The 26,704-nt window shown below is 73.0% G+C and carries 21 protein-coding genes; 13 read left to right on the top strand and 8 right to left on the bottom strand.

Annotation, left to right across the window (positions count from 1 at the left end):
* Window positions 1–60: 60 nt before the first annotated feature.
* The gene (locus OG370_RS04670; protein ID WP_328460876.1) at window positions 61–1,110 is read right to left on the bottom strand and encodes a class I SAM-dependent methyltransferase; all 1,050 of its coding nucleotides are present in this window, start codon (window positions 1,108–1,110) and stop codon (window positions 61–63) included.
* A gap of 48 nt (window positions 1,111–1,158) precedes the next feature.
* Between OG370_RS04670 and OG370_RS04675 the strand changes: the two genes are divergently transcribed.
* Window positions 1,159–1,737: a helix-turn-helix domain-containing protein gene (locus OG370_RS04675; RefSeq protein ID WP_328460878.1), complete on the top strand. Its 579-nt coding sequence runs from the start codon at window positions 1,159–1,161 to the stop codon at window positions 1,735–1,737.
* Window positions 1,738–1,767: 30 nt separating this feature from the next.
* Here the strand turns inward: OG370_RS04675 and OG370_RS04680 are convergent, their stop codons facing one another.
* Window positions 1,768–2,406 (bottom strand): histidine phosphatase family protein, encoded by a 639-nt coding sequence (locus tag OG370_RS04680; protein WP_328460880.1) that lies wholly within the window; start codon window positions 2,404–2,406, stop codon window positions 1,768–1,770.
* A gap of 194 nt (window positions 2,407–2,600) precedes the next feature.
* On the opposite strand from OG370_RS04680, the gene OG370_RS04685 reads away from it, so the two are divergent.
* From OG370_RS04685 to OG370_RS04695, 3 genes are all read left to right on the top strand, one after another.
* Window positions 2,601–3,188, top strand: a complete 588-nt coding sequence (locus OG370_RS04685) for a PadR family transcriptional regulator (protein WP_328460882.1) — start codon at window positions 2,601–2,603, stop codon at window positions 3,186–3,188.
* Window positions 3,181–4,824: an FAD-dependent monooxygenase gene (locus OG370_RS04690; RefSeq protein ID WP_328460884.1), complete on the top strand. Its 1,644-nt coding sequence runs from the start codon at window positions 3,181–3,183 to the stop codon at window positions 4,822–4,824. The genes OG370_RS04685 and OG370_RS04690 overlap by 8 nt, the downstream gene beginning before the upstream one ends.
* A 228-nt stretch (window positions 4,825–5,052) precedes the next feature.
* Window positions 5,053–6,096, top strand: a complete 1,044-nt coding sequence (locus OG370_RS04695) for a hypothetical protein (RefSeq protein ID WP_328460886.1) — start codon at window positions 5,053–5,055, stop codon at window positions 6,094–6,096.
* A gap of 344 nt (window positions 6,097–6,440) precedes the next feature.
* Here the strand turns inward: OG370_RS04695 and OG370_RS04700 are convergent, their stop codons facing one another.
* The 4 genes from OG370_RS04700 to OG370_RS04715 form a co-directional block, all read right to left on the bottom strand.
* A complete protein-coding gene (locus tag OG370_RS04700) occupies window positions 6,441–7,247 on the bottom strand; it encodes an SDR family NAD(P)-dependent oxidoreductase (RefSeq protein ID WP_328460888.1) in 807 nt (268 codons plus the stop codon).
* Window positions 7,248–7,410: 163 nt separating this feature from the next.
* Window positions 7,411–8,160 carry a class I SAM-dependent methyltransferase gene (locus OG370_RS04705; RefSeq protein ID WP_328460890.1) on the bottom strand — a complete coding sequence of 250 codons (750 nt, stop codon included), beginning with the start codon at window positions 8,158–8,160 and terminating at the stop codon, window positions 7,411–7,413.
* Window positions 8,161–8,312: 152 nt separating this feature from the next.
* On the bottom strand, window positions 8,313–8,498 hold the full coding sequence (locus tag OG370_RS04710) for a hypothetical protein (protein WP_328460892.1): 186 nt from the start codon (window positions 8,496–8,498) through the stop codon (window positions 8,313–8,315).
* Window positions 8,499–8,732: 234 nt separating this feature from the next.
* Entirely contained in the window at window positions 8,733–9,206 is a 474-nt protein-coding gene (locus OG370_RS04715; RefSeq protein ID WP_328460894.1) for a hypothetical protein, read from the bottom strand.
* Window position 9,207: 1 nt separating this feature from the next.
* On the opposite strand from OG370_RS04715, the gene OG370_RS04720 reads away from it, so the two are divergent.
* From OG370_RS04720 to OG370_RS04760, 9 genes are all read left to right on the top strand, one after another.
* Window positions 9,208–9,381 (top strand): hypothetical protein, encoded by a 174-nt coding sequence (locus OG370_RS04720; protein WP_328460896.1) that lies wholly within the window; start codon window positions 9,208–9,210, stop codon window positions 9,379–9,381.
* 862 nt (window positions 9,382–10,243) lie between these two features.
* Window positions 10,244–12,865, top strand: a complete 2,622-nt coding sequence (locus tag OG370_RS04725) for a glutaminase domain-containing protein (RefSeq protein ID WP_328460898.1) — start codon at window positions 10,244–10,246, stop codon at window positions 12,863–12,865.
* 45 nt (window positions 12,866–12,910) lie between these two features.
* On the top strand, window positions 12,911–15,790 hold the full coding sequence (locus OG370_RS04730) for an RICIN domain-containing protein (protein ID WP_328460900.1): 2,880 nt from the start codon (window positions 12,911–12,913) through the stop codon (window positions 15,788–15,790).
* 397 nt (window positions 15,791–16,187) lie between these two features.
* Window positions 16,188–17,300: an ABC transporter substrate-binding protein gene (locus OG370_RS04735; protein ID WP_328460902.1), complete on the top strand. Its 1,113-nt coding sequence runs from the start codon at window positions 16,188–16,190 to the stop codon at window positions 17,298–17,300.
* Window positions 17,301–17,409: 109 nt separating this feature from the next.
* The gene (locus tag OG370_RS04740) at window positions 17,410–19,152 is read left to right on the top strand and encodes a sugar ABC transporter ATP-binding protein (RefSeq protein ID WP_328460904.1); all 1,743 of its coding nucleotides are present in this window, start codon (window positions 17,410–17,412) and stop codon (window positions 19,150–19,152) included.
* Window positions 19,149–20,114, top strand: a complete 966-nt coding sequence (locus OG370_RS04745; protein ID WP_328460906.1) for an ABC transporter permease — start codon at window positions 19,149–19,151, stop codon at window positions 20,112–20,114. The genes OG370_RS04740 and OG370_RS04745 overlap by 4 nt, the downstream gene beginning before the upstream one ends.
* On the top strand, window positions 20,111–21,130 hold the full coding sequence (locus OG370_RS04750) for an ABC transporter permease (RefSeq protein ID WP_328460908.1): 1,020 nt from the start codon (window positions 20,111–20,113) through the stop codon (window positions 21,128–21,130). Before OG370_RS04745 ends, OG370_RS04750 begins: the two co-directional genes overlap by 4 nt.
* 93 nt (window positions 21,131–21,223) lie before the next feature.
* Window positions 21,224–22,249 carry a LacI family DNA-binding transcriptional regulator gene (locus OG370_RS04755; protein WP_328460910.1) on the top strand — a complete coding sequence of 342 codons (1,026 nt, stop codon included), beginning with the start codon at window positions 21,224–21,226 and terminating at the stop codon, window positions 22,247–22,249.
* 175 nt (window positions 22,250–22,424) lie between these two features.
* On the top strand, window positions 22,425–23,594 hold the full coding sequence (locus OG370_RS04760) for an aldose epimerase family protein (RefSeq protein ID WP_328460912.1): 1,170 nt from the start codon (window positions 22,425–22,427) through the stop codon (window positions 23,592–23,594).
* Here the strand turns inward: OG370_RS04760 and OG370_RS04765 are convergent.
* Together OG370_RS04765 and OG370_RS04770 are read right to left on the bottom strand one after the other, a co-directional pair.
* A complete protein-coding gene (locus OG370_RS04765) occupies window positions 23,483–24,451 on the bottom strand; it encodes a phosphatase PAP2 family protein (protein ID WP_328460914.1) in 969 nt (322 codons plus the stop codon). The two genes, OG370_RS04760 and OG370_RS04765, sit on opposite strands and share 112 nt — an antisense overlap.
* A gap of 610 nt (window positions 24,452–25,061) precedes the next feature.
* A complete protein-coding gene (locus OG370_RS04770; RefSeq protein ID WP_328460916.1) occupies window positions 25,062–26,651 on the bottom strand; it encodes a GDSL-type esterase/lipase family protein in 1,590 nt (529 codons plus the stop codon).
* Between the last annotated feature and the right edge of the window lie 53 nt (window positions 26,652–26,704).

Below are 26,704 nucleotides of genomic sequence, written 5' to 3' on the forward strand. Positions count from 1 at the left end.
GCCGCAGGCCGAGCGGCCCGCCATCGGGAGGGATCGTAGCGGCGGCCGCCGACAGTCCGGTCAGGGCGCCGGGACGGGGTCCTGACCGCGCTCCGCCAGCCAGACGGTGCGGGTGGTGCGGACGGTGAGGTCGCCGCGGCGCAGGAGCGCGTCGGGGCCGTCGCCGTCGAGGAGCGTGGCGAGGACGGCCAGGTCGTCGGCGTCGAGCGCGCCGTCGAGGTGGTCGCGGGTGCGGCCCAGTACGGCGTGGGCGTAGCGGCCGGTGGCGGCGGGGAGCGGCGGCGCGAGGTCGATGGTGAAGTGCCGTTCGGCGCGGACGGTGAAGCCGGCCGCGGTCAGGCGGGCGCCCCAGTCGTCGCCCATGTGCGGCACGTCGTGGGCCCGGCGCTCGTCCATCGCCGTGCGGCAGCGCGCTTCCAGGCCGGGCCGGCCGAGGCCGATGTCGTCGGGCAGGAAGAGCGGGAAGGAGTCCAGCTCGACGGCCGCGAGCAGCCCGCCGGGGCGAAGCAGGGCCGCGGCCTCGGCGAGCGCGCGGTCGGGATCGGCCATGTGGTGCAGGGACGCCGACGCCCACACCAGGTCGGCCGGGCCCGCGTCCGGCCACCTCTCGTCGAGGTCGGCCTCGATCGTACGGACCCGGTCGGCCACGCCGAGTTCGCGGGCCCGGTCCCGCAGCCGGCCGAGCATGTACGGCGAGCGGTCCAGCGCGGTGACCTCGGCGCCGTCGAACCGCCGCAGCAACGCGAAGGTGCCGGCGCCGGTGCCGCTGCCCACGTCGACGATGCGGCGCGTGGCCGGGGAGGCGCCGGGGGGCGCGGGGGATTCCGCGATGCCGTCGGGTACGGCGGGTTCGGCGGGTTCGGCGGGTTCGGCGATCCAGGCGGTGAGGTCGGACAGGTACGCGGCGAGGACCTCGGCGTCGAGGTCGAGCATGTCGGCGAGGGCTGCTTCGTCGTCCCCTCCGTCCCCGCTGCCCGATCCGCCCGCACCGCCGCCGCCGCCGGCATGGTGGCCGTGCGCGTGCGCGTGCGCGTGCGGGTCCGCGTGGCGGTGCTGGTCTCGGTGGCGGTGCTGGTCCGGGTGGCTTTCGGGGTGCTGGTGGCCTGCCATGCCGCCGACCCTACGTACGGATTGCGGGGACGACATATCCTCTTGCGTATGGCGCAAGACGGTCACGGGCTCGATGTCCTCGTACGGCAGCGGATCAGGGGGCTGCGGACGTCCCTGGGCTGGTCGCTCGACGACCTCGCGGCGCGGTGCGAGCTGAGCCCGTCCAGCCTGAGCCGGATCGAGACCGGGCACCGGCGGATCACTCTGGAGCAACTCGACGCGATCTCAAGGGCGTTGGGGGCCAGCATCGACATGCTGGTGGAGTCCGCCGACGACGGCGACGTGGTGATCAGGCCGCAGCACAACGCCGATCGGGGCGTCACCACCTGGATGCTGAGCCGCGAGCCGGGCGCGAACGGCACCACGGTCGTGAAGATGCGGATCACCCGGCCGGTCCGGCGCGGCACCGACGTGCTGCGGGTCCATCCGGGCCGGGACTGGTTCACCGTGCTGTCCGGAACCCTGATGCTCCTGCTCGGCGAGCGCACGATCATCGTGGAGTCGGGCCAGGCCGCCGAGTTCTCCACGATGGTCCCGCACGCCTTCGGCGCGCACGGCGGCCCGGCCGAGATCATGGGCGTCTTCGACCACGACGGACGCCGCAGCCACTTCCGCCAGTTCGGCTGACCGCCCGCCCCGAAGGGCCGCCCGCCCGGATCACTCCAGATGCGCGACGGACGCGATCTGGACGACGGAGAAGGCGGGGGCGGCGCGGATGCCGGAAACGGCAGGGACGACGTCGAGCGTGGTGATCGCGCAGGAGGGCACGCCGGCGTCCATCAGCGCGGCCGGCACCGCGTGGTCGCCGAACAGCGTACGCAGCAAGTCCACGGTGGCGCCGCCATGCGTCACGACGGCGATCGGGCCGGGCTCGGCGTCGGCAGACTCGAACGGCTCGGCCCGCGCCGACAGTTCAGCCGCCTCCGCCGGTTCCAGCAGGCACGCGCGCATCCGCGCCGCGGTGGCGCGGAAGGAGTCACCGCGGTCGGGCACGTGGTCCCGGTCCCGCACCGAGGCGGCCCAGTCCGCCAGGAAGGCTTCCAGCGGCTGAACCCCGTCCCAGTTCATCCGCTCGCGCAGGCGGGCGTCCTCCCGGACCTCCAGACCGGTGGCGGCGGCGAGGAAGGAGGCGGTCTCGCGGGCTCGCCGCAGCGGGCTGCTGACGATCGCGCGCAGCCCGACCTTCCGCAGCCGGCCGGCGTTCCGGGCGGCCCGCGCCCGTCCCCGCCCGGTCAACCCCGGGTCCCCGGGCCGGCGTTCTTTCTCCGCGTGCTGCACCAGATGGAAGACGGCCATCCTCGCAGGGTGGCGGAACCGTACGGCGGCGGGCCACCGATTCCCGCGGGTTCCGAGGGCGGGCAGGCACGTCTCCAGCCGAACCGGGCGTATAGTCGGTTCCGACTAATCGGATACGATCAATGGACATCGACCGCGTCCGGGTCCGCGCTGAGCGTCCGGCGGGCCACGTGACCACGACGGGAAGGGCGCCGATGACGGCCAAACGACCGGCGAACCCGCTGGCCCTGGCGCTGCTCGGGCTGCTGCTGGAGCAGCCGATGCATCCGCACGCGATGGCGGTGGAACTGCGCGCGCGGCAGTTGGACCAGTACTTCAAGCTGACCACCGGCTCGCTCTACGACACCGTGCGCGGGCTCGTCCGCGACGGCTGGATCGAGGCGGACGGCACCGAACAGGTCGGCGCCCGCCCGGCCCGCACGGTCTACCGCCACACCCCGCAAGGCCGCGGGCACTTCACCGAGTGGCTGGACGAGCTGATCCGCGAACCGGTCCAGGAGTTCCCCCGGTTCCTGTCCGCCGTCAGCTACCTCGGCGCCCTCGGACCCGAACGCGCCGCCGACGCGCTGCGGGCCCGGGCCACCGCGCTCCGCGCCCAGGTGGACGCGCGCGAGGCCGCACACCGCGCCGCCCGCGAAGAACACGGTGCGCCACGCCTGTTCGTCATCGAGGCGGAGTACGCCCAGGCGATCGCCCGCGCCGAACTCGCCTGGGTCGAACGCGTCGCCGCCGAGATCGAGGACGGCACCCTGGAGTGGCCGGAGGTGGCACCGGATGCGTGAGACCCCTCAGGCGCCGGCGGCCACGGAAGCGGCCACCACCACCAACACCGCCACCGCCACCGCCACCGCCATCAACACCGCCGCTACCGGACCGGAGTCGCGCACCGCGGTGCTCGTCGTGGGCGCCGGCCCGGCCGGACTGACCGTGGCCTGCGAACTGGCCCTGGCCGGAGTGCCCGTGACCGTACTCGAACGGGACACGACGCCGCCGCCCTTCTGCCGGGGCTTCAACCTCAACGCCCGCAGCCTCGAACTGCTCGACCGGCGCGGCCTGGTGGACCGCTTCCTCGCCGAGGGGCCGACCGTCACCTCGACGGTGTTCGTCGGCGGCGCCCGGCTCGACCTCGCGGCGATGGACTGCCGGCACCCGTACGTCCTGGGCATACCGCAGACCCGCGTCGAGGAACTGCTCACCGCCCGGGCCGCGGAACTCGGCGTGCCGATCCTGCGCGGCCACCGCGTCACCGGCCTTCGGCAGGACGCCGGCGGCGTGACCGTCGAGACCACGGCCCCGGGCGGCCCGGCGACCTGGCGGTGCCGCTTCCTCGCGGGGTGCGACGGCGGCCGCAGCACCGTCCGCCGACTCGCGGGCATCGCGTTCCCCGGCACACCGTCGCGCCGGTTCACGCTGCTGGGCGACGTCATCCTCGCGGACGGTGCCGACCTGCCGTTCGGCGTGAGCACCGGACCGGGCGGCGCCGTCTTCGCCATTCCGCGCCCCGGATACGTACGGCTGATCACCGCGGACCCCCAGCCGCCCGCCGACCGCGACGACCCTGTCACGCTCCCCCGCTTCCAAGCGGCGGTGGACCACGCGCTCGGCCGACCCGCCGCGATCGCCGAGGCCCGCTGGCTCACCCGGTTCGGCGATGCCGCCCGGCTGGCCGAACGCCTGCGGCACGGAAGGGTGTTCCTCGCCGGGGACGCCGCGCACATCCATCCCCCGGCCGGCGCGATCGGCGTCAACGCCGCCATCGACGACGCGATGGCGCTCGGCTGGCGTCTCGCGCTCGCCGCCCGGGACCTGGCCGACGACGGCGTCCTCGACGCGTACCACGCCGAACGCCACGCCGCCGGCGCCCGGTTGATCCGCGACACCCGCGCGCAGGCCGTACTCGGCCGGGACGACGAGGAGTTGGTGCCCGTACGGGACCTGCTCGCCGAACTCGCCACCGCGCCGGCGACGGCCGGACCGCTCGCCGAGACGATCACCGCGGTCGGCACGCGCTATCCGGTACGGCACCCCTCCGGTCACGCCTGGGACGGCCGCGCCGTGCCCGACGTGCCCGCGGCCCCGGCAGGGTTGTTCGACCTGCTCGCGCGCACCGGACGCGGCGTGCTGCTGCTGGCCCCGGGCCCGCTCGCCGAACCGTTGCGCGCGGCCATCGCCGGCTGGTCCGACCGCGTCACCGCGGCCACCACCGCCCCCGACGCGCTGCCCGGCGCCACCGCCGTCCTGGTCCGCCCCGACGGCCACGCCGCCTGGGTCGCCCCCACGGACCAACTCCCCGCAGCAGCGGCCGAGTCACGGCGCCCCGCGCCGAGCGAGGCGTTCAGCGAGGCCCTGCGCGACACGCTCGCCGCGGAGTTCGGCCCACCGTCCGCACCGGCCCAACCCTCCAGCGAGCCCACATAACCGGGCCACCCCCACCTGCCATACGGAACTCCTCGCGCCCCGTCCCCCCAGCCTCCGGAGCCGTGTGCGCAGGTTCGAATCCTGCCGGGGGCACTCCGCAGGAAGTGCCGAAAGACCCCGCCACCAGCCACTTCGCTGGGTGCGAGGTCTTCGTACGTGCGCGGCCAGATGCGGCTCGCGGCAGCCGTCTGACGGTGATCACGCCAAGCGTTCCCTTCCGACGCGAGTGTGAAGCGGCGGATCGCGAGCTGGGAGAACGGGCCCAGCGTTGCCGAAGGCTTCTACGGCGCCTTGCTCGCGGCAGCCCTCGAACTCGGCTCGGAGGAAATGGGATTGCCGCGGCACGGCAGCCAGGATGCCGCGCTGCTCGACGTGCGGTACCCACTCTCACCCGACGCCACGATCAGCGCTGTCAGCCACCTGTGGCGAGCCGATCTCCACGGCTACGAGCCCCTGCTCGCCTCGCCTCCGTCCCAACCGGCTTGGAGCGACGCCTCCTTGCGCTGGCTTGTCGCTCCCGAGCCCGCACCCCTGTCCGGCGACCACGCGTCGAGCGCGCGCCGCATCGGACTCACGGATGTCGCGGTGATCAAGTCGACCGGTGACGCGTTCGCCCGTCTGGACGACCAGTTCGGCGGCGAGCACGCGCGGCACGCGGTGATCCAGTACCTCAGCTGCGACGTGGCGCCGCTGCTGCGCGGCCGCTACAACGACGCCACCGGCCGTGCTCTGTTCTCGACCGTCGCCGAACTCACCCTCCTCGCCGGGTGGATGTCCTACGACGCCTGCCACCACGGGCTGGCGCAGCGCTATTTCCTCCAGGCACTCCGCTTCGCCCAGGACAGCGGCAAGCGGCGCCTCGCCGGCAGCGTGCTGTCCGCGACGAGCCACCAGGCCACGTTCCTCGGGCAGTTCACGCAAGCGGCCACCCTCGCTCGCGCCACCCGGATGGGGATCTCCGGAGTCGCGACGCCGACGCTCATGGCACAGTTCCACGCGATGGAGGCGAGAGCGCTGGCCCGTACCGGCCACCGCAAGGCGTGCGAGCAAGCACTCGTCGAGTCCACCCGGCACCTGGAGCGACGCCACGAGGGCGACGAACCCGAGTGGATCACCTACTTCGATGAGGCCGGACTCGCCGCCGAAGCCGCGCAACGCCACGTTCCCCGACAGGGGACCATCCCCGCGGGCGCGGGGAGCACCGGTTGCCCAGCACCTGGAGTTGACCGCGCTGGGGACCATCCCCGCGGGCGCGGGGAGCACAGTTTCTGACCTGGCACTCTATCGGCCGATGGGGTCGGATTCTGCAACTTCCGCCGACTCTGGCATATCAGAGAGAACGGATGAAGCTTCCACATCGCCCGACGCATGCCAACGTTGACGGGACGCCACTCACGCAAGGCATGCGCGAAGGGCCGGGGGCTCGCAGGGCACCCGCCTACGTCGTAGGGGCGCAATGATCACGCCTCGACTCGCCCCCGGGAACCGGCTCCCGCCCAGCTCCGCGCCCCGCAAGGAGCAACGACTCCCCCAGCCTCCGGAGCCGTTCACCGTGCCCGGCAATCGCCCTCGATCAGCACCCGCGACCCGAAAGGCGGCGGGGGCGGCCGCTTCCGTCAGACGCTCTTGTGGAACCCCGCGTCCACCGCGAAGTCGGCACCGATCGTGCTGGCCGACCGCGGCGACGCCAGCAGCAGCACGGCGTCGGCGACCTCCCGCGGATCGATCAGGCGTCCCGTCAGCTGCCCCATCATCTGCGGGGCCACGGTCTCCATGACGGCGTCACGGTCGGCGCCGGCCATGCCCGCGATGATGTCCGCGGCTCCTCCCTTCTCCGTCCACCACGCGGTCCGCACCGCACCCGGGGAGACCGTGTTGAACCGGATTCCCCGGGGACCGAACTCCTCCGACAGCACCTTCGTGAGGTTGGACAGCCCGGCCTTCGCGGCTCCGTACTCGATGTTGACGCTGGCGGGCTGCCGGGCCATCCCGGTGGAGACGTTGACGACCGAGCCGCCGCCGCGCTCGACCAACCGCGGAATCGCGGCGCGGATCATGCGTACGACCGAGAACAGGTTGAACTCGAAGATTGCCTGCCACTCGGCGTCGTCGCCGTCGAAGAACCCCGTGCGGGGCATCGCGATCCCGGGCGGCGGCCCGCCCGCGTTGTTCACCAGGATGTCCAGCCCGCCGAAGTGCCCGACCGCGCGGTCCACGACCCGGCCCGGCGCCCGCGGGTCCATCAGATCGGCCGGCACGTGGAGGAGGCCGGGCCCCGCGAGTTCCTCCAGTTCCGGCGACGTCCGGCGGGAGACCGCCGCCACCTTCGCACCCTCCGCCAGCAACGACCGCGTGACGGCGAGCCCGATGCCCTTCGACGCGCCGGTGACGACGGCGACTCGGTCCACAAGTTCCAGATCCACGATTGCCCCTGCTCCTCTGCTGTTCCGGGCGGTTCGTGGATCATGCTGCTCGGGTGGAGGCGCGGACGCTGGCACGATTCGGACGTCACGTCGCCTCCGCATCACGTCACCTCCGCATCAGGTCGCCTCCGCGTCAGGTCGCCTCGGGTCACGGCACCTCGCGTCACGGCACCTCGACGACGAAGAACAGGAAGCCGGGCGTGGTCGAAAGGCCCTGGAAGCCGTCGGGGAACAGTTCGCGGCCGGCCGGGTCGGGCTGCGGCTCGCTGATGACGGACAGCCGGAAGCCGGCGGCGGTGAAGGCGTCGGTCATGGCGTGCAGCGGCTTGCGCCAGAGCCTCATCGGGGCGGGCTGCCCGCCGAGCACCCAGGTGAAGGAGTACACGCCGCTCGCGAAGTAGTCGGGTCGCGGCTCCCGATGCGTGTAGGCGACGAACGGGTGGTCCACCGACGCGATCAGCCGGCCGCCGGGCCCGAGCACTCGCCGTATCTCGGCCAGCGTCGGCCCCCAGTCCTCCAGGTAGTGCAGGACCAAGGACGCGACCACGTCGTCGAACGCGCCGTCGGCGAACGGCAGCGGGCCGGCCAGATCGACCACGCGCAGGGCCGCGTCGTCGCCCAGCCGCCGCCTGGCCAGCGCGAGCATCCCGGCACTGGAGTCGATGCCGGTGACGAGGGCGCCGCGCTCGCGCAGTGCGGCGGACAGGGGCCCCGAGCCGCAGCCGGCGTCCAGTATCCGGCGGCCGGCCACCTCTCCGGCGAGATCCAGGATCGCGGGCCGCTCGTAGTACGCGTTCGCGAGGTTGTCCTCGTTCTCCGCGGCGTACGCCTCGGCGAAGCTGTCGTAGTCGTTCACCACGACCGGGTCGGCGGGCTGGGCACGATCCTCGGGCACATCGCTGAGGTGTTCCATCGTCGCAGGCTACTGCCGCGAACGGGGCCCAGAACTACGGCCGGTGTCCGGTGCGCCTCACCCGGCGCCCCGGCCGCCGATGTCGACGCTCGCGGGCCGGCGGACAAGGCCGGCGAGAGCGAGGCCGGCGGGGCCGGGCCGGCCGCCCGACGTCAGCAGTGGCCGCGCAGCCGCACCAGCACGGTGTCGCCCGGCAGCGCGGCGAGGTAACTTTCGGTGTCCGGCCCGACCGGCGGCGCGGTGTGGCCGCAGCCCAGGGGACCGCAGGAGCCGTGCACCGCGGCCCCGTTCGGCTCGATCCACCAGCCGTCCAGCGTGAGCACGTCTCGCTGCCACACGGAGTCGGCCACCCGCCGGGTAGCCGCCGGCCGGTGCCTCCGGAGGTAGTCCGCCCGGTCTCCCCGGAACCCGATCACCGGGTGCTCGGACGGATGCGGGTAGCCCAGGAATCCCTGTCCCAGGCTGAACGGGTGGTCCAAGTATGCCCGGAGGCGAGCCCCACGCGCAGAGCCCCGCGGGCACGAGAGTGCCCCGTCCGACCGGCCGCCGGCAAGGGATTTCCCCGGCACGGCCTACCCCTCCAGGACCCCGAACCGGATGTCGCGCAGGCGGTCCGGGTCCGCGACGACGTCGATCGCGGTGATCCGGCCGCCGTCGACGGTGAACGCGAGCGCCAGCACGAGCCGGCCGAGCGGCGCCATCACCAGCCCCACCGAGCCGTTGACGAGCGCCGGCGCGCTGAACGCCACCCGGGCCGCCGCCGCGAACGCCCCCTGGGAGACGTGCCGCGCCCCGTGCAGGACGACGGGCTCGGGCGTCGGCACCACCTGGCGGTCCGCGCGCAGCACCACCTCCGGGTCGAGCAGCTCGACCAGCGCCTGGAGGTCGCCGCCGCGGGCAGCGGCCAGGAACGCCTCGACCACCCGCCGTTGACCGGCCCGCGCGGCCGCTTCGGCCTCGGACGGCGACTCGGCCGCCGTGCCGCCCCGTACCCGGCGCCGGGCGCGGCTGGCCGTCGCCGGCCTGGCCGGCCCGCGCGTGTACACGATGGCGGATCTGACCCGCGGCTACCTCCAGGCCCGCGGCAAGCGCCGCCCGATGCTCCCCGTGCGCGTCCCCGGCGGCCCCGGCCGCGCCTACCGCGCCGGCGACAACCTCGACCTCGACGCCGACAAGGGCACCCGGAGCTGGGAGGACTTCCTCTCCGAGCGGGTGCGGTGACGCCAGGCCCCCACCGGAACACCGGAACTCCGGAACACCCGCGGCTACCGCGGAGCCCCGGAAAATCGTGGGCGGAGCCGCCTGACATCGGCCCCGCCCACGGGTCATGAGGGCAGCGTCCAGCCCCACACCACGCTGCCGTCGCCACCCGCGTGACAACGTTGTCAAACTATACGCCGTCCGCACCGGAAATGGATAGTCCTCATCGTTCGCCCTGCGGGACCCCGGACCCCCTGGGAGCCCGGCGACAAGGGCAAGCAAAAGGGGTGAGCCCGACGCTTGTCAACGGAACCGTGCGAATTCCCGGGCCGCCCCGGCAGGGGTCACAGCGGGGGTCGCCGCGCAGGTCGCGGCCGGGGCCGCCGCGGCGGGGGCGGCACCTCGCGGCGGGCAGACGCGCCGGGGAGCCGCCCGGCACCGTCACGCGGCACGGCGGCACGGCGGCACGGCGGCACGAGGGCACGACGGCACGACTCCATGGCCGCAGGGCCGCACGAAGCCCGGAGCCGGGCGGCGGCGCCCACCGGCCGCGCGGGCCCGCTTTTGCGCACGTTGTAAACCGCCGGACCGCCGCTCGCCGCGGCGCGCGACCGCACCCGCGCGGACGTGCGGTGATGCTGAGGTGACGCCTGCTCACGGCGTAGACGTCCGGGGCGACTTCTGCGCGGGGTATGGACAGGCCCAACCTCAAGTGCTGTCATGCCGGTTGGCGCCCTTCTTTGCAACGTTGGAACAGCACGACGCCGGGCCTCAGCGGCCGGTGCGCACCCCTCCGCGTGTCCCGTGCCCCCCACCTCCGTGCTCCTCCGTGCCCCCACCTCCGTCCCCCCACTTCCGCGCCCTCCCGCAGAAACGGATCACCGTGACCTCCGACGACACCCGGTCCCCCCACCCCGGACGCCGTGAACTCCTCGCGTGGGCGGGCGCGTTGACCGCGGCCGCCGCGACCGGAGGCTGGCTGACCGCAGGCACCGCCGCGGCCGCCACCGCCGCCGCACCCGGCGCGGCCCCGCTCGGCGCGCACGCGGCAGCCGCCGCGCCCGCCTCCACGTTCGCGCCGCTGCGTCCGCCCGCCGTGCCGCTGGCAGTACGTTCGCCCTACCTCTCGACCTGGCTGCCCGCCGACAACCTCGCCGGCACCTGGTCCACCTTCTGGACCGGCCACGTCACCGCGCTGTGCGGCCTGGCCCGGATCGACGGCGCCGCCTACGTCTTCGCCGGCGCGCCCAACCTGCCCGGCGGTCCCGCCCTCACACCGATGACGCAGGTCTCGCTCGAACTGACCGCCACCCGTTCCGTGTACCAACTCAGCGGCGGCGGCGTGACGTTGACCGTCACGTTCCTCTCCCCCGTCGACCTCGGCGACCTGCGGCGCCAGTCGGTGCCGCTGTCGTACGTCACCGTGCGGGCCGAGAGCGGCGACGGGCAGCCGCACGCGGTGGACGTGCACCTGGACGTGTCGGGCGAGTGGGTGCACGGCGACACCTCCACGCCGATCACGTGGGCACAGCAGCAGGCCGGCGCGATGACCGTGCTCACCGCGCAGCCGGCGACACCGGGCGTGCTCCAGGAGAACGGCGACCAGGCGTCCTGGGGGCAGTTGGTGCTCGCCGCGCCCACCGGCTCCGGGGTGACCTGGCAGATCGGGCAGGACACGGTGGTGCGGGCCGCGTCGGCGGGCGGCGGCCAGTTGGCCGGGACCGTCGACAGCGGGCAGCCGCGGGCGATCAGCGACCGCTGGCCGGTGCTCGGCCTGAACCGCGACTTCGGCACGGTCCAACCCGGCACGCCGTCGGCGGAGTTCACCGCGACGCTGGGGCATGTCCGTACTCCGGCGGTGAGTTACCTCGGCACGCAGTTGCAGCCGTGGTGGACGCACTACTGGTCCTCGTGGACGGACATGGTGCAGTGGTTCGACGCCGACCACGCCGCGGCGCTGTCGGCGGCGACCGCGCTCGACCAGCGCGTGCACGACGACGCGGCCGCGGCGGTGGGCGGCGGCACCACCGGCGAGCACTACGCGGCGGTGTGCGCGCTGGCAGTGCGGCAGGCGGTGGCGGGCACCGAGCTGGTGGACCAGGGCGGCAGCCCGTGGGCGTTCCTGAAGGAGATCTCCTCCGACGGCAACATGTCGACGATCGACCTGGTCTACCCGGCGTTCCCGGCCTACCTGTACCTGTCCCCCGACTACCTGCGGCTGCTGCTGGAGCCGCTGCTGGACTACCCCGAACACGGCGGCTGGCCCAAGGAGTTCGCCGAGCACGACCTGGGCTCCTCCTACCCCAACGCCACCGGGCACAACGACGGCGACGAGGAGGACATGCCGGTCGAGGAGTCGGCGAACACGCTGATCATGGCGGCCGCGCTGATCCAGCGGCTGCCGGCCGCGGACGCGTCGTCGTTCGCCACGGCCCACTACCCGATCCTGCGGCAGTGGGCGGAGTACCTGACGGCGAACGCGCTCGACCCGGGGTTCCAGAACCAGACCGACGACTTCACCGGCTTCATCGCGCACAGCGCGAACCTCGCGTTGAAGGGCATCATCGGGATCGGCGCGATGGGCGTGGTGGCGACTGCCGCGGGCAACGGCTCCGACGCCGCGCACTACGCGACCGTCGCGCGCGGTTACGTCAGCCAGTGGACGACGCTGGCCGCGGACTCCTCCGGCGCGCACCTCAAGCTCGCCTACGACCAGGACGGCACCTGGAGCCTGAAGTACAACGGCTTCCCCGACCGGCTGCTCGGCCTGGACCTGGTGCCGACCGGCACCGCCGCGCGGGAGGCGGCGTGGTACGCCTCGCAGGCCGGCGGGTACGGCGTGGTCCTCGATCCGCGCAACGACTACACCAAGGGCGACTGGGAGCTGTGGACGGCCGCGTGGCTGGCCGACCACGGCGGCACCCGTGACGCGCTGGTCGAGGGGGTGTACGGGTTCGCCGACACCACGCCGCAGCGGGTGCCGTTCAGCGACTGGTACACCGTGGCGAGCGCGGCGCAGCGCGGCTTCCAGTGCCGGCCGGTGGTCGGCGGGATGTTCGCGCTGGTACTGCAGCCGGCCGCGTCGACGGTGGTCTGGTGCCGTATCCAGAACCAGAACTCCGGGAAGGTGCTGGCCGTTTCCGGCATGTCGCTGGCGGACTCCGCGGAGGTCACGCAGTACTCCGACAACGGCACCGCCGACCACGTCTGGACGTTGCTGGACAACGGCGACGGCACGGTGCGGATCGCCAACCGCAACAGCGGGAAGGTGCTGGCCGTCCACGACCAGAGCCTGGACGACGGCGCGCACGTGCAGCAGTACCAGGACAACGGCACGCCCGACCACGTCTGGCGGATCGTCGACAACGGCGACGGCTGGTCGAAGATCGTGAACGTACGGTCGGGGAAGCTGCTCGCCGTGGACGGTGCCTCCACCGCCGACGCGGCCCAGGTCACGCAGTGGACGGACAACGGCACCACCGACCACCTCTGGCGCCTGATCTGATCCGGGCCGCCCTCACCCCCCACCTCGACAGCAGGGAGCACGTCCATGGATCGTCGTACCTTCCTTCGCGGCGGCGCGGTCGCCCTCGGCACCGTGGCGTTCGCCGGCCGCATGGTCACCTCCTCCTGGGCCGCCGCCGGCGGCGGTCCGGGGGTGGTGCTGGTCGGTGACACCTCCGGCGGCGGCCTGTACCACCCGTATCCCGCCGGTCTGACCCGCACGCCGTTCCTGAAGCTGCCCACCGGCAGCGTCACCGCGTCGGGCTGGCTGGCGCAGCAACTCACCCTGGAGGCCGACGGGATAGCCGGCCGCTACGACGAGGTGTCGCACTTCCTGGACACCTCCAGCACCGGATGGTTCCACCCGGATCAGGTCGGCTGGGAGGAAGTGCCCTACTGGGTACGGGGGTTGACGGGTCTGGCCGGGGTGACCGGGGACGCCGGCCTGCGCGCGAAGGCCGACACGTGGGTGAACGGCGTGCTGGCCACCGGGCAGCCGGACGGCTTCTTCGGCCCGACGTCGCTGCGCACCTCGCTCGGCGGCGGCCCGGACTTCTGGCCGTTCATGCCGATGCTCCAGGCGCTGTGCACGTATCAGGAGTTCACCGGCGACAGCCGCATCGTGCCGTTCCTGACGAAGTTCTTCGGCTACCAGAACACCTTCGGCGCCTCGGCGTTCAACCAGAGCTGGGGCTCGGTGCGTTGGGCGACGACACTGAACTCGCTGCACTGGCTGTTCGCCCGGACCGGGGACGGCATGCTGCTCGACCTGGCCGACAAGATCCACCAGTACAGCGCGAACTACGTGAACAACCTGCCGTCGCTGCACAACGTGAACCTGGCGCAGGGCTTCACCGAGCCGGCCTTCGCCGCGCTGCGCGGGGACGCGTCGCTGACGCAGGCGTCGTACCAGGACTACGCGACGATCCAGGGCACCTACGGGCAGTTCAGCGGCGGCGGGTTCGCCGGGGACGAGAACGCCCGTCCCGGGTACGGCGATCCGCGGCAGGGCTTCGAGACCTGCGGGATCGTCGAGTACATGCAGAGCTTCGAGTCGATGGCGCGGATGACCGGCGACCCGAGCTGGGCCGACGGCACCGAGACGCTGGCGTTCAACTCGCTGCCGGCCGCGATGGAGCCGGGGCACACCGCGCTGCACTACGCCACCGCCGCCAACCAGGTGCAGTTGGACGACTACGACAAGACCCTGCACCAGTTCGACAACACCTTCTCGATGCAGGCGTACCTGCTCGGCGTGGACAAGTACCGCTGCTGCCCGCACAACTACGGCCAGGGCTGGGCGTACTTCACCGAGAACGCCTGGCTGGCGACGGCGGACAACGGCCTGGCCGCGGTGCTCTACGCGCCGACGAAGGTGACCGCGAAGGTCGGCTCGGGCGGCACCGCGGTGACGGTCACCGAGACGACGAACTACCCGTTCACCGACAGCGTCTCGCTGGCGCTGGCGATGTCCGGCAGCGCCGCCTTCCCGCTCTACCTGCGGGTCCCGGCCTGGTGCGACAACCCGTCGGTGAAGGTCAACGGCGCCTCGGTGAGCGCGTCCGGCGGCGCCGGGTACGTGGCGGTGAACCGCACCTGGACCGGCGGCGACACGGTCACCGTCACCTTCCCGATGGCGGTCGCCACCACCACCTGGACGCAGAACCACGACTCGCTGTCGGTGCACCGCGGCCCGCTGACGTACGCGCTGCAGATCGGCCAGAACTTCCTGCGGCACAATGACCCGTCCTCGCACTGGGCGGAGTACCAGGTCTTCCCGACCTCCGCGTGGAACTACGGCCTGGTGCCGGGCACGTTCACGGCCACCAGCACCGGGGCGAGCGGCAACCCGTTCACGCCGGACGGCACGCCGGTGGCGATGACCGCGCAGGCCAAGGCGATCCCCAACTGGCAGGCGGACACCCAGGACGTGGTGACCACGCTCCAGCCGAGCCCGGTGGACACCTCGGAGCCGGCCACCACGGTGACGCTGATCCCGATGGGCGCTGCCGCGCTGCGCATCACCTCCTTCCCGACGGTCGGCGCCGGCGGGCGCCCCTGGCAGCTGCCGGCCACCCCCACCGCTTCCTGGTGCTTCTCCGGCGACACCGTGAACGCCCTCAACAGCGCGTACACGCCGAGCAGTTCCTACGACCAGTCGCATCCGCGGTTCACCTGGTGGGACCACACCGGCAGCAGCGAGTGGGTGCAGTACGGCTACTCCGCGCCGGTGACGGTCTCGGGCGCGTCGGTCTACTGGTACGACGACACGGGGCACGGCCAGTGCCGGGTGCCGGCGTCCTGGCATGTGGAGTACCAGGCGGGCGACGGGACCTGGCAGCAGGTGGCCGGCGCGGGCGCGTACGGCACGGCGCTCGACGGCTTCAACTCCGTGGCGTTCACGCCGGTGACGACAGCGGCGGTGCGGGTGGTGGCGCAGCTCGCGCCGGGGGTGTCCGCGGGCATCCTGCAATGGGATGTGACGGCTCGTCAGGCGGTCGTGGACGGCGGCACCTGGTACCGGGTGCAGAACAAGAACAGCGGCAAGGTGCTGGGGGTGGACGGCATGTCCACCGCGGACAGCGCGAACGTGGTGCAGTTCACCGACAACGGAACCGCCGACCACGACTGGCAGTTCACCGAGGTGGGCGACAACCGCTTCACGGTGAAGAACCGCAACAGCGGGCTGCTGCTGGCCGTCGCGGGCGCCTCGCAGGCCGACAGCGTCCAGGTGCAGCAGTACCACGACAACGGAACCGCGGACCACTACTGGCATCTGATCGACAACGGCGACGGCTGGTTCCGGGTCCGCAACGGCAACAGCGGGCTGGTGCTGGGCGTGGACGGCATGTCCACCGCCGACAGCGCGCAGGTGGTGCAGTTCGAGGACAGCCGGACCGACGACCACCTGTGGCGCTTCCTGTAGGAGGCGCACGAAGCGGTACGGCGACCGCGCGAGGAGTGCGGGAAGCGCGGCGAGGAACGGTCGGGACGGGAGGGGGGAGCGCCGGCGGCGGAGGCACCACCGCCGGCGCCCGTCAGTGGATCACACATCGGCGGCGCACCGGGGCGTACAACGATGTAAAGCCGGGCAGGGAAATGACAGCACGACAGCGGGATCGTGTCCAGTCCACGCGGCAAAGAAACCCGGGTCCTGACTGAGTTGTACGGGACTCTTGACACGTGGTCGTCAATCCCCCAAGGTCCTCTACATCGTTGTAAAGGACGCGCTGTCCGGCGTCCCGTGCTCGCCCCGTCCGTGCAGCACCGCTGCGCTTTGCACCCCCCATTTCTTCCCGCATCGACGAGGATGTGATCGGCGCATGAACGTCTCCCTCCGGGCCAGGACCGCCGCCGCGGTACTCACCGCCGGCCTGTGCCTGGCCGCGAGCGCCTGCACCAACTCCGGCAACGATTCCGCCGGTTCCGACAAGTCGGCGTCCGCGGACAACTCCGCCGCCGCCCAGCAGACCGACTCCCCCACGGCCAGCGCGAGCGGCCCGGCCTGCACCTACCAGACCTACGGCGGCGGGGTCCCGAAGCTGGACATCACCGACGGGAAGACCATCGTCGGCTTCTCCCAGTCGGAGTCGACCAGCAACCCGTTCCGCGCCACCGAGACCAAGAGCATCGAGAACGAGGCGAAGGCCAAGGGCGTCAAGCTGATCGAGCGCAACGCCAACGCGGACGTCAACGCGCAGAACTCGCAGATCGAGGACATGATCGCGCAGGGCGCGAAGGTGCTGATCGTGGCGCCGGAGAACTCCGACGGGCTCGGCCCCGCGCTGGCGCAGGCCAAGTCGAAGAAGATCCCGGTGCTCACCATCGACCGGACCGTCACCGGCACCGCCTGCGGCGACTTCATCGCCTTCATCGGCTCGGACTTCTACGGGCAGGCCCAGATCGCCGCCGACGACCTCGGCACCGCGACCAACGGCACCGCCCACGTCGCGGTCCTCACCGGCACTCCGGGCAACAACGTCTCGACCGACCGCACCAAGGGCTTCAACGACGAGATCAAGAAGAAGTACCCGAACATCAAGGTGGTCGCCTCGCAGACCGCCAACTTCACCCAGACCGACGGCCAGAAGGTGATGGAGCAGTTGCTCCAGGCCCACTCGGACATCAACGCGGTCTACGCCGAGAACGACGAGATGGCGCTCGGCGCGCTCCAGGCGATCAAGTCGGCCGGAAAGACCCCGGGCAAGGACATCAAGGTCGTCTCCATCGACGGCACCCAGCAGGCGGTCCAGGACGTGGCGTCCGGCGCGCTGGTGGCCGACATCGAGACCAACCCGCGGTTCGGCCCGCTGGCGATCCAGTCGCTGGAGAACTTCTACGGGACCACGGGGGTGCCCGCCGACGTCATCATCAAGGACGGGCACTTCACCTCGGCCAACGCCAAGCAGGCGCTCTCCCAGGGCCTGGTGTACTGACGCCCGCGCGGCGCACGGCGGGGCCGGGTCCATCCTCCCCGCGACCCGGCCCCGCCGTGCACCGCTCCCCCCGCAGCACCGCGCACGACTCCGCGAGAGGAGGAAGACGTTGGTCCAGCCGGACCCGGACCCCCGCAGCGACGCCATCCTGGAGGTGGCGGGGGTCGACAAGAGCTTCGCGGGCGTCCACGCCCTGCGCGAGGTGGACTTCACGCTGCGGCCCGCCGAAGTGCACGCCCTCATCGGCGAGAACGGCGCGGGCAAGTCCACCCTGATCAAGGTGATGACCGGCGTGCACCGCCCCGACGCCGGCACCGTACGACTCGGCGGCGAGGCACGGGACTTCCGCAACCCGCTGGAGGCGCAGGCGGCCGGGATCTCCACCATCTACCAGGAGGTCAACCTGGTCCCGCTGATGTCGGTGGCCCGCAACCTGTTCCTCGGCCGCGAGCCGCGCCGCTTCGGCCTGGTCGACAACCGCCGGATGAACCGCGAAGCAGGCGACGTCCTGGGCCGGTTCGGCGTCCGGGTGGACGTCACCCGGCCGCTGCGCACCCTGGGCCTCGGCGCCCAGCAGATGGTCGCGCTGGCCCGGGCGGTGCAGGTCGACGCCCGCGTGGTGATCATGGACGAGCCGACCTCGTCACTGGAGCCGAAGGAGGTCGAGACCCTCTTCTCGGTGATCCGCGGCCTGAAGGAGCAGGGCATCGCGGTGGTGTACGTCAGCCACCGGCTCGACGAGCTGTACGCCGTGTGCGACCGGGTCACCGTCATGCGTGACGGCAGGGTGGTGCACACCGGGCAGATCGCCGGCCTCGAGCGCCTCAAGCTGGTGTCGCTGATGCTCGGCCGGGAGATGTCCGCGGTCCGGGAGAAGGGCAGCACCGCCTTCGACTCCGAAGGGCACGAGCGCCATGACGGCCAACCCGCCCTTCGTGCCACTGACTTGACCGCCCGCCATCGCCTGCACGGCGTCTCGCTCGACGTGCACCCGGGCGAAGTCGTCGGGCTGGGCGGCCTGTTGGGAGCCGGACGCAGCGAGACCGCGAAGGCGATCATCGGGGCGCTCGCCACCGAGCAGGGCTCGGTCGAGGTGGAGGGCAGGGCGATGCACCGCCGCAGCCCGGCCGCCGCGATCCGCGCGGGCGTGGTGATGCTGCCGGAGGACCGCAAGGCGGAGGGGGTGATCCCGAACCTGTCGGTCCGGGAGAACATCTCGCTGGCCGCGCTGCCCCGGCTGTCGCGGGCCGGGCTGGTCTCGCAGGCCAAGCAGGACGAGATCGTCACGTTCTTCATGAAGCGGCTGCGGATCAAGGCGTCCGGCCCCGACCAGAAGGTCGGCGACCTGTCCGGCGGCAACCAGCAGAAGGTGCTGCTGGCCCGCTGGCTGTGCCTCAACCCCAAGGTGCTGCTGCTGGACGAGCCGACCCGCGGCATCGACGTCGGCGCCAAGGCGGAGGTGCAGGGCCTGGTCGACGAACTCGCCCGCGACGGGCTGGGGGTGCTGCTGATCTCCTCCGACCTCGAAGAGCTGATCGAGGGCTCCGACCGGGTGGTCATCCTCAAGGACGGCCACGTCGTCGGCCACCTCGCCGGCGACGACGTCAGCGAGGCCGGCCTGCTGGACGCGCTCGCCACGGCACCGGAGTCGCCCGAGTCGGCGGCACCGGCGGAACCGGATTCGCCCGAACCCGCCGCACCCGCCGAGCCGGTGGAGCAGGCCGAGCCCGCCCAACCCGACGCCTCCGCTCAACCCGACGCCTCCGCCGCAGCCTCAGACCCCGCTGATCCCGACGACCCCGCCGCGCCCGAACACCCCCGGGAGCGCCCCGCCAAGGAGAAGCAGCCATGACCTCCCTCACCTGGCCGGGCGCGGCCCTGGACCGCGGCCGGCTGCTGCGCCTGCTCCAGGAGTACGGCGTGTACGCCGCGCTGGTCATCCTGTTCGTGGTCGCGGTCGGCCTGGACGGGTCGTTCCTGTCGACGGGCAACATCCGCGTCCAGCTCTACCAGGTCGCTCCGACGCTGCTGGTCGCGCTGGGCATGTCCCTGGTGATCGGCACCGAGGGCATCGACCTGTCGGTGGGCGCCACGATCGCGCTCGCCGCGTCGGTGGTGCCGCTCTACGCCGGGTACGGCCTGTTCGCCGCGCTCGCGGTGGCGCTGGTGCTGGGCGCGGCCACCGGCGCGGTCGGCGGCGCGATGGTCGCCTTCGCCCGGGTCCAGCCGATCGTGGCGACGCTGTCGCTGATGATCGGCGTGCGCGGCCTCGCCGAGATCGTCAACGGCAACTCGGCCAAGCCGATCACCCAGTCCGGCCTGCTCGGCCTCGGCTCGCACACCCTCGGCGGCGTCCCCGAGATGGCCTGGATCGCCGGCGTCTGCGCGCTGCTGACCGGGCTGCTGGTGCGCCGCACCACCTTCGGCCGGCAACTCGTCGCGATCGGCGACAACCGGCAGGCGAGCCGGCTGTCCGGCCTGCCGGTCCGCCGGGTGCTGATCACCGTCTACGTGCTGTCGGGCGTGCTCGCCGCGCTCGCCGGCGTGCTGATCGTCGGCCACGGCGCGGAGGCCGACCCGGCCAACCAGGGCCTGAACATGGAACTGGACGCCATCACCGCGGTCGTGGTCGGCGGCACCCCGCTGTCCGGCGGCCGGGTGCGGGTGCTGGGCACCGTCGCCGGTGCGCTGTTCATGCAGCTCATCACCGCCGTACTGACCCAGCACAACGTGCACACCTCCTACACTCAGATCGTCGAGGCCGCCATCATCTGCTTCGCGGTGTACGCCTCCCAGGAGCGAGGGACCCGATGACTTCCACCGCCCTCCAGCCGGCCCCGATATCGCCGGGTGCCGCGTCCGACGGGCAGGCCGCGCGGATCTCGGTCCGCGAGCGGATCGCCTCCCAGGTGCAGCGGCACGGCGCGCTGGCCGTCCTGGTCCTCGTCGTCGCCATCGCCTCGGCGACCTCCTCGACCTTCCCGACCTGGAACAACATCAGCAGCATCCTCGGCAGCAACGCCTTCGTGTGGCTGCTCGCGCTCGGGATGACCTTCGTCATCATCACCGGCGGCATCGACCTGTCGGTGGGCTCGATGTTCGCGCTCGGCGGCGTGCTCGGCGCGTACGGCTCGCGGCACGGCACCTGGCTGGCGATCGTGCTGCCGCTGGCGGTCGGCGCGGCCTGGGGCACCGTGCAGGGCCTGCTGATCGCGTACGCGCGGATGGCGCCGTTCATCGTGACGCTGGTCGGACTGCTGGGCCTGCGCGGGCTGTTGCAGGCCGTCACCAGCGAGGGCGCCACCACGTACCTGGTGCCGGCCCACTCCTGGTTCCGGAACCTGGGCGCCGGCACCTGGACCCCCGTGCTGATCGTCGCGGCGCTCTTCGCGCTCGGCGCGCTGCTGCTGACCCGGACCCGGTTCGGCGCCACGCTGACCGCGCTGGGCGGCAACGAGCACGCGGCGCGGCTGATGGGCCTGCCGGTGGCCCGGGCGAAGGTGCTGGTGTACCTGCTGTCCGGCACCCTGGCGGCGGGCGCGGGCGCGCTCGGCGGTGCCCGGCTCGGCTCGGGCGTGACCACCATCGGCGTCGGCTACGAACTGACCGCGATCGCCGCGGTGGTGATCGGCGGCACCCTGCTCACCGGTGGTGCCGGTTCGATCGGCGGCACGGTCAGCGGTGTGCTGCTGCTCGCGGTGATCCACAATCTGATCGACCACTATTTCTCGCAGTACGGATCGGCGTTCACCGACACCGTCAACGGCGGCTTCCTGGCCGTCGTGGTACTGCTACAGACGCTGCTGAGCCGTACCCAGCAGCTGGAGTGACCGCCGTACCAGGCAACAGCACCACCGCGGGCCGGGGGGCCGCAGACCTGAGCCGGACCGCGACGCAACCGGTCCGACCGAGAGAGGATTTCCGTGGGCGTCAGCCTCAAGGATGTCGCGCTGCGCGCCGGCGTGTCCGTGAAGACCGTCTCCAACGTGGTGAACGACTACCCCCACGTCACGCCGAGCACGCGCCGGCGGGTCCAGCAGGCGATCGACGAACTCGGCTACCGGCCCAACCTGACGGCACGCCACCTGCGCAAGGGCCGTACCGGCATCATCACGCTGGCCGTGCCCGAGCTCGGCAACCCCTACTTCGCGGAGGTGGCCGGCGCGGTGATCGACGCGGCGGCCCGGCACGAGCTGACGGTGCTGCTCGACCACACCGCGGGGCTGCGCGAGAAGGAGGTGCTGGTCTCGCAGGGGTTCCGCTCGCACGTCATCGACGGGCTGATCCTCAGCCCGATCCGGCTGGAGAGCGAGGACCTGCTGACCCGCCCCGAGGGCCCGCCGATGGTGCTGCTCGGCGAGCGCGAGTACGACGCCCCGTACGACCACATCATGATCGACAACGTGGGTGCGGCGCGGACCGCGGTACGGCATCTGCTGGACATCGGGCGGCGCCGGATCGCCTTCCTCGGCGCCCGCCGGGAGAGCGCGCGCCAGCCGGCCCACCTGCGGCTGCGCGGCTGGCGGGAGGCGATCACCGCCGCCGGGCTGGTCCCCGACGAGTCGATGGTCGCCGCCACCGAGGGCTACGACCGCGCCGACGGCGCCGCCGCGATGGCCGCGCTGCTGGACCGCGAGGACCGGCCCGACGCGGTGTTCGCCTACAACGACCTGATCGCCCTGGGCGCGATGCGCACCTTGGTCGAGCGGGGCCTGCGGGTGCCGGAGGACATCGCCGTGGTGGGCTTCGACGACATCGAGGAGAGCCGCTACGGCATGGTCTCGCTGACCACCGTCGCCCCGGACAAGGCCGCGCTGGCCCAACTCGCGGTGGACTGCCTGGTGGAGCGGATCGCGGTCGCCGGCGGCGCCGAACCGCCCCAGCCGCGCCGCATCCTGCCCGGCTACCGGCTGCTGGTCAGGGAGTCCACGGCGGTGCGAAGAAGCTGACGCCGGGCCGCGCGTGCGGATCGGCCGAGGCCCGCCCCGGCCCCCGCCCCGGCCCCGTCGCCGCGCCCCTCACCCGCCGACCGACCGCCGCCGCGCCCGCGCCCGTATCCCTCCCCGTGGCCGGGCGGCGACCGTCGCGGCACGCCCTCCCACCGGCCCTCGTCCCAGGATGACCATGCCCTCTCAGTCCCCCGCGCCCGCCGTCTCCCTGCGCCGCTCGCCGTTCGGCACCGCACCGGGCGGCGCCGCCGTCGCGTGCTGGACGCTGGACTCGGGCACCGGGGTGCGCGCCGAAGTCCTCGACCACGGCGCCACCTTGCGCGGCCTGCACGTGCCGGACCCGGCCGGGCGCACCGAGGACGTCGTGCTCGGCCTGCCCGCGCTCGCCGACTACCTCGCCGACCAGCCCTACCTCGGGGCGGTCGTCGGCCGGTACGCCAACCGGATCGCGTACGGCCGGTTCACCCTCGACGGCCAGGCCCACCTGATCCCGCCCAACGACCGCGGGCACGCCCTGCACGGCGGCCCGGACGGCTTCCACCGCCGGGTCTGGCAGGCCGCCCCCGCCGCGGACAACGGCCCGGACACCGCCGCGCTGCGGCTGACCCTGCACAGCCCGGACGGCGACATGGGCTTCCCCGGCGCGCTCGACGTCGAGGTGGTCTACCGGCTCACCGCCGCGGGCACGCTGAGCGTCGACTACCGCGCCCGCGCCGACCGGGCCACGCACGTGAACCTCACCAACCACGCCTACTTCAACCTGGCGGGCGCCGGACGCGGCGACATCCTCGGCCACACCTTGCGGCTGGACTCCGACGGCTACCTGCCGGTCACGGCCGAGGCGGTGCCGCTCGGCCCGGTCGCGCCCACCGCGGGCACCGCCTTCGACTTCGGCCGGGCCCGGACGATCGGCGAGCGGATCGGCGACCGGGACCGGCAACTCGCCGACGCCGGCGGCTACGACCACTGCTGGACGCTGGCCGCACCGGAGCCGGGAGGGGCACCGCGCCGGGCCGCCCGGCTCGACGACCCGGGCAGCGGGCGGCGCATGGAGGTGTGGACCACCGAGCCGGGCATCCAGGTCTACACCGGCAACGCGCTGGACGGCTCGCTGACCGGCCCGGCCGGCCGGCCGTACCCGCGGCACGGCGCGGTGTGCCTGGAGACCCAGCACTTCCCGGACTCGCCGAACCGGCCGCAGTACCCGGCGACGGTGCTGCGGCCCGGCGAGGTCTACGTCAGCCGGACCGAGTTCCGCTTCCCCCACCTGGGGGCGCCCTCGACCGCGGCCGCGGTGGCCGACGGCTCGTCGGAGGCGTCGCGCGCCGACGGGTCGGACGCCTGATCGCCCTCCCCTCCCCCGCCCTTGCCGTCCCCGGCGGACCGGCGCAGCTTCGGGTAGGCCCGGCGGCCGAAGAGCAGCCGCTGGAGGAGGAAGCCGATGGCGAGGGTGGCCGCGCCGGCCACCGCGTCAGCGAAGAAGTGGTTGGCGGTGGAGATGATGACCACGAAGGTGGCCAGCGGGTAGCACACGCCGAGCACCCGCAGCCAGGTCCAGCGGGCCAGGAAGAACAGCGTCAGCCCGCACCACGCCGACCAGACGATGTGCACCGACGGCATCGCGGCGTACTGGTTGGACACCGTGGAGACGTGCCCGGAGTCCCAGGAGCCGTGGGTGTGGTGGCTGACGATGGTGTCGATGAACCCCTCGGAGCGCAGGAAGCGCGGCGGGGCGAGCGCGAAGAGCGTGAAGCCGACCAGTGCCAGGCAGGTCGCGGTGTACAGCGCGGTGCGGGCCGCCCGGTAGTACTGCGGGCGGCGGGCGTAGAGCCAGATCAGCACCGCCGGGGTGATCGCGAAGTGCAGCGTCGCGTAGTAGTAGTTCATGCCGACCGTCAGCCAGTTGATCTTGTCGACGGCGTGGTTGAGGCTCAGCTCGAAGTCGACGTGCAGCAGCCGCTCGAAGTGCAGGACCTCGCGGGCGCGGTGCAGTGCCTCGCTCTTCTCCCGCGGGACGTAGCGGCGGGTGCGGCTGTAGGCCAGGTACAGGGCGACGGTGAAGGCGAGTTCCAGCAGCAGCCGGGGCCGGTTGCGCGGGCGCATCCGGGCGGGCAGCAGCGGGAACCGCCGCAGGCCGACGGGCCGGTCCTCGGTGTCCGGGGTCTGCGCGGTGTCGGCCGAGCCGGTGGTGGTGGCGGTCATCGGGCGCCTCCCGGTACGGCCGCGGCCCGCCGACGTGCCTCGGCACCGCCCCGGCGGTGACGGGTCGGTACAGGTCCCGGCCTTCGCCCGCGCGGTGACGGGCTCGGCAGGCTCGGCGAATACGCCAGCAGCATGCGGTCGATCTCTCTTCCCGAACGATCCGGCGACAAGCCGGGCGACTCGCCCGACACTACATCGGACACCAAAACGTCCGGCTACCGATACCGACCGGACATCTCTGCTCGATGCGCGCGGTCACGGAGCGTACCTGGCGAGGCGCGGGTCGCCAAGTCGCCCGCCGCGGTGCAGGGGTGCGTACGGCGCCGGGGCGCGGGCGTCGGGAGAGGTCGGCGCGATTCCCGGGGGCGCGGGCGAAGACGGTCGGCGCGGCATTGGCCGCCGACCCGCAACCGTCCCCGGACGCCGTCACATTGGGTGATGTGGGTGATCTTGGCCACATGCCGGAGCCCGCGGCAGGACACCACTGCGGCGCGGGTGCGGCGGCGGCATGGCGGCGGTACGGCACCGGCACGGCGCCGCCGCGGCATGGCTGCGGTATCGCTGCGGCATCGGCTGCGACACCGTCAGGGGCCGGGGCGGGAAGCGGAGGTCAGGGCTCCCGGGCGGGGGCGGTCGTGGGCGTGTTCGCGGGCGTGTTCGCGGGGGCGCCCGCACCGGCCACTCCGCCGGCAGCCGTCGCGGCTGGCCCGGCCCCCGGCGAACCGTTGGTGCCCGGCGTGCCGCCGCCGGTCGGTGTCGGGCCGGGCTGGGCCGTGCGGTCGGGGTGGGCGGCGCGGTCGGCCTCGATCGTGCCGAGCGCCTGCTGGTCGGCGAGCGCGATGGCGAGTTCCCCGGCCGCGGTCGGGTGCAGCGGCGCCTTGCCGGTGGCGTCCTGCACGAACGGCTGCTTGCTGCACAGTTCGTGCCCCTCGAAGCCCGGCCGGGCGACGGCGAAGTGGAAGGTGGCGGCGCCGCTCTCCAGCACCGCGTTGAGGTCCGACAGCCGGGAGCCGAGGACGTCGGCCTTCTCCCGGGTGATGCCGTCCTTCTTCAGGCAGCCGGTGTCCGGCCCGAACGGGTCGTAGTACTCGTTGACCAGCACCGCCGGATGGTGCGGCAGCGCGGCGAGTTGTTCGAGCAGGTCCAGGTAGTCCTGGGTGAAGCCGGCCAGCTCCTCCTTGAAGTACGCGGTGGACGCGTCGTCGTCGCAGACCGGCGCCGCCGCGCAGAGCCCGGTCAGCAGCCCCCAGTTCATGTCGTTGGCGCCGATGCTGACGATCACGGTCGACGCGCCGGTCGCACGCTGGGCGACCGCGAGCTGCGGCGGCACCACCTTGCCGCCGCGCACTTGCACCCCGAGGATGCCGTCGGACACGGTGGCGCCCTGGCAGGCGAGGTTGAGCACCTTCCAGCCGTTGGCGGCGGCGAGGTCGGCCGCGTAGGCGTCGGAGCTGCGGCCGCAGGTGCGGTCCAGCGCGGTGGGATGCTCCACCAGCGGGTTGCCGATGCCCGCGGCGGTCGAGTCGCCGATCACCACCGCGTGGATGCCCGGCAGCGCGGGGCCCTTGGCGGCGGGCACCGGCTCCGCACGGGTCCGGCCGACCAGGTCGTCGAGCGTGTGCACCTGGCGCAGCGCGCGGGGGGTGCCGGAGGCGAGCAGGTACACCCCGGCGGCGTTCGCCGCGCTCACCGTCACCAGGGTCGCGGCGAGCATCGTCAGCATGGTGCGGTGCGAGGTGCGGCCGGCGCCCGCGATGGCGATGGTGATCACGCCCGCGCAGCCGGCCGCGACGAGGGTCTCCCAGATGCAGTAGCGCTTCCAGCCCGCCGCGAGCTGCCGGCTGAGCATCGGCACCAGCGCGTTGTCGCCGTCGGCGTGGAACGCCTGGTTCACCTGCGAGTCGAGGGTGATGTGGGCGAGCTTGAGCTTGGGGCGGATCGGCCCGTCGAAGCGCGGCTGGGTCGGGATCGCCTCGCCGAACAGGTCCAGCTCGCCGGGGCCGGACCGGCTCAGACCCGGCTGGGCGGCGCCGACCTGCACGTTCTGGCCGGCCGCGGAGACCGACTGCATGGGGGTGAGCCGCACCGCCAGCCAGATCCCGGCGGCGCTGGCGACCGCGATCAGTACGGCTGCGAGCAGCAGGTTGCGGCCCCGGCGCAGCCACCGCGCCCTGCCGTTTCCGCACCGCACGAGCCCCACGCGCTTCCCTCTCATCACCCGGGCCCGCCCTTGCGCGTGGCCCTGTGTCCGAT

Source organism: Streptomyces sp. NBC_00448, from assembly GCF_036014115.1.
In the GTDB taxonomy this organism is placed as follows: domain Bacteria; phylum Actinomycetota; class Actinomycetes; order Streptomycetales; family Streptomycetaceae; genus Actinacidiphila.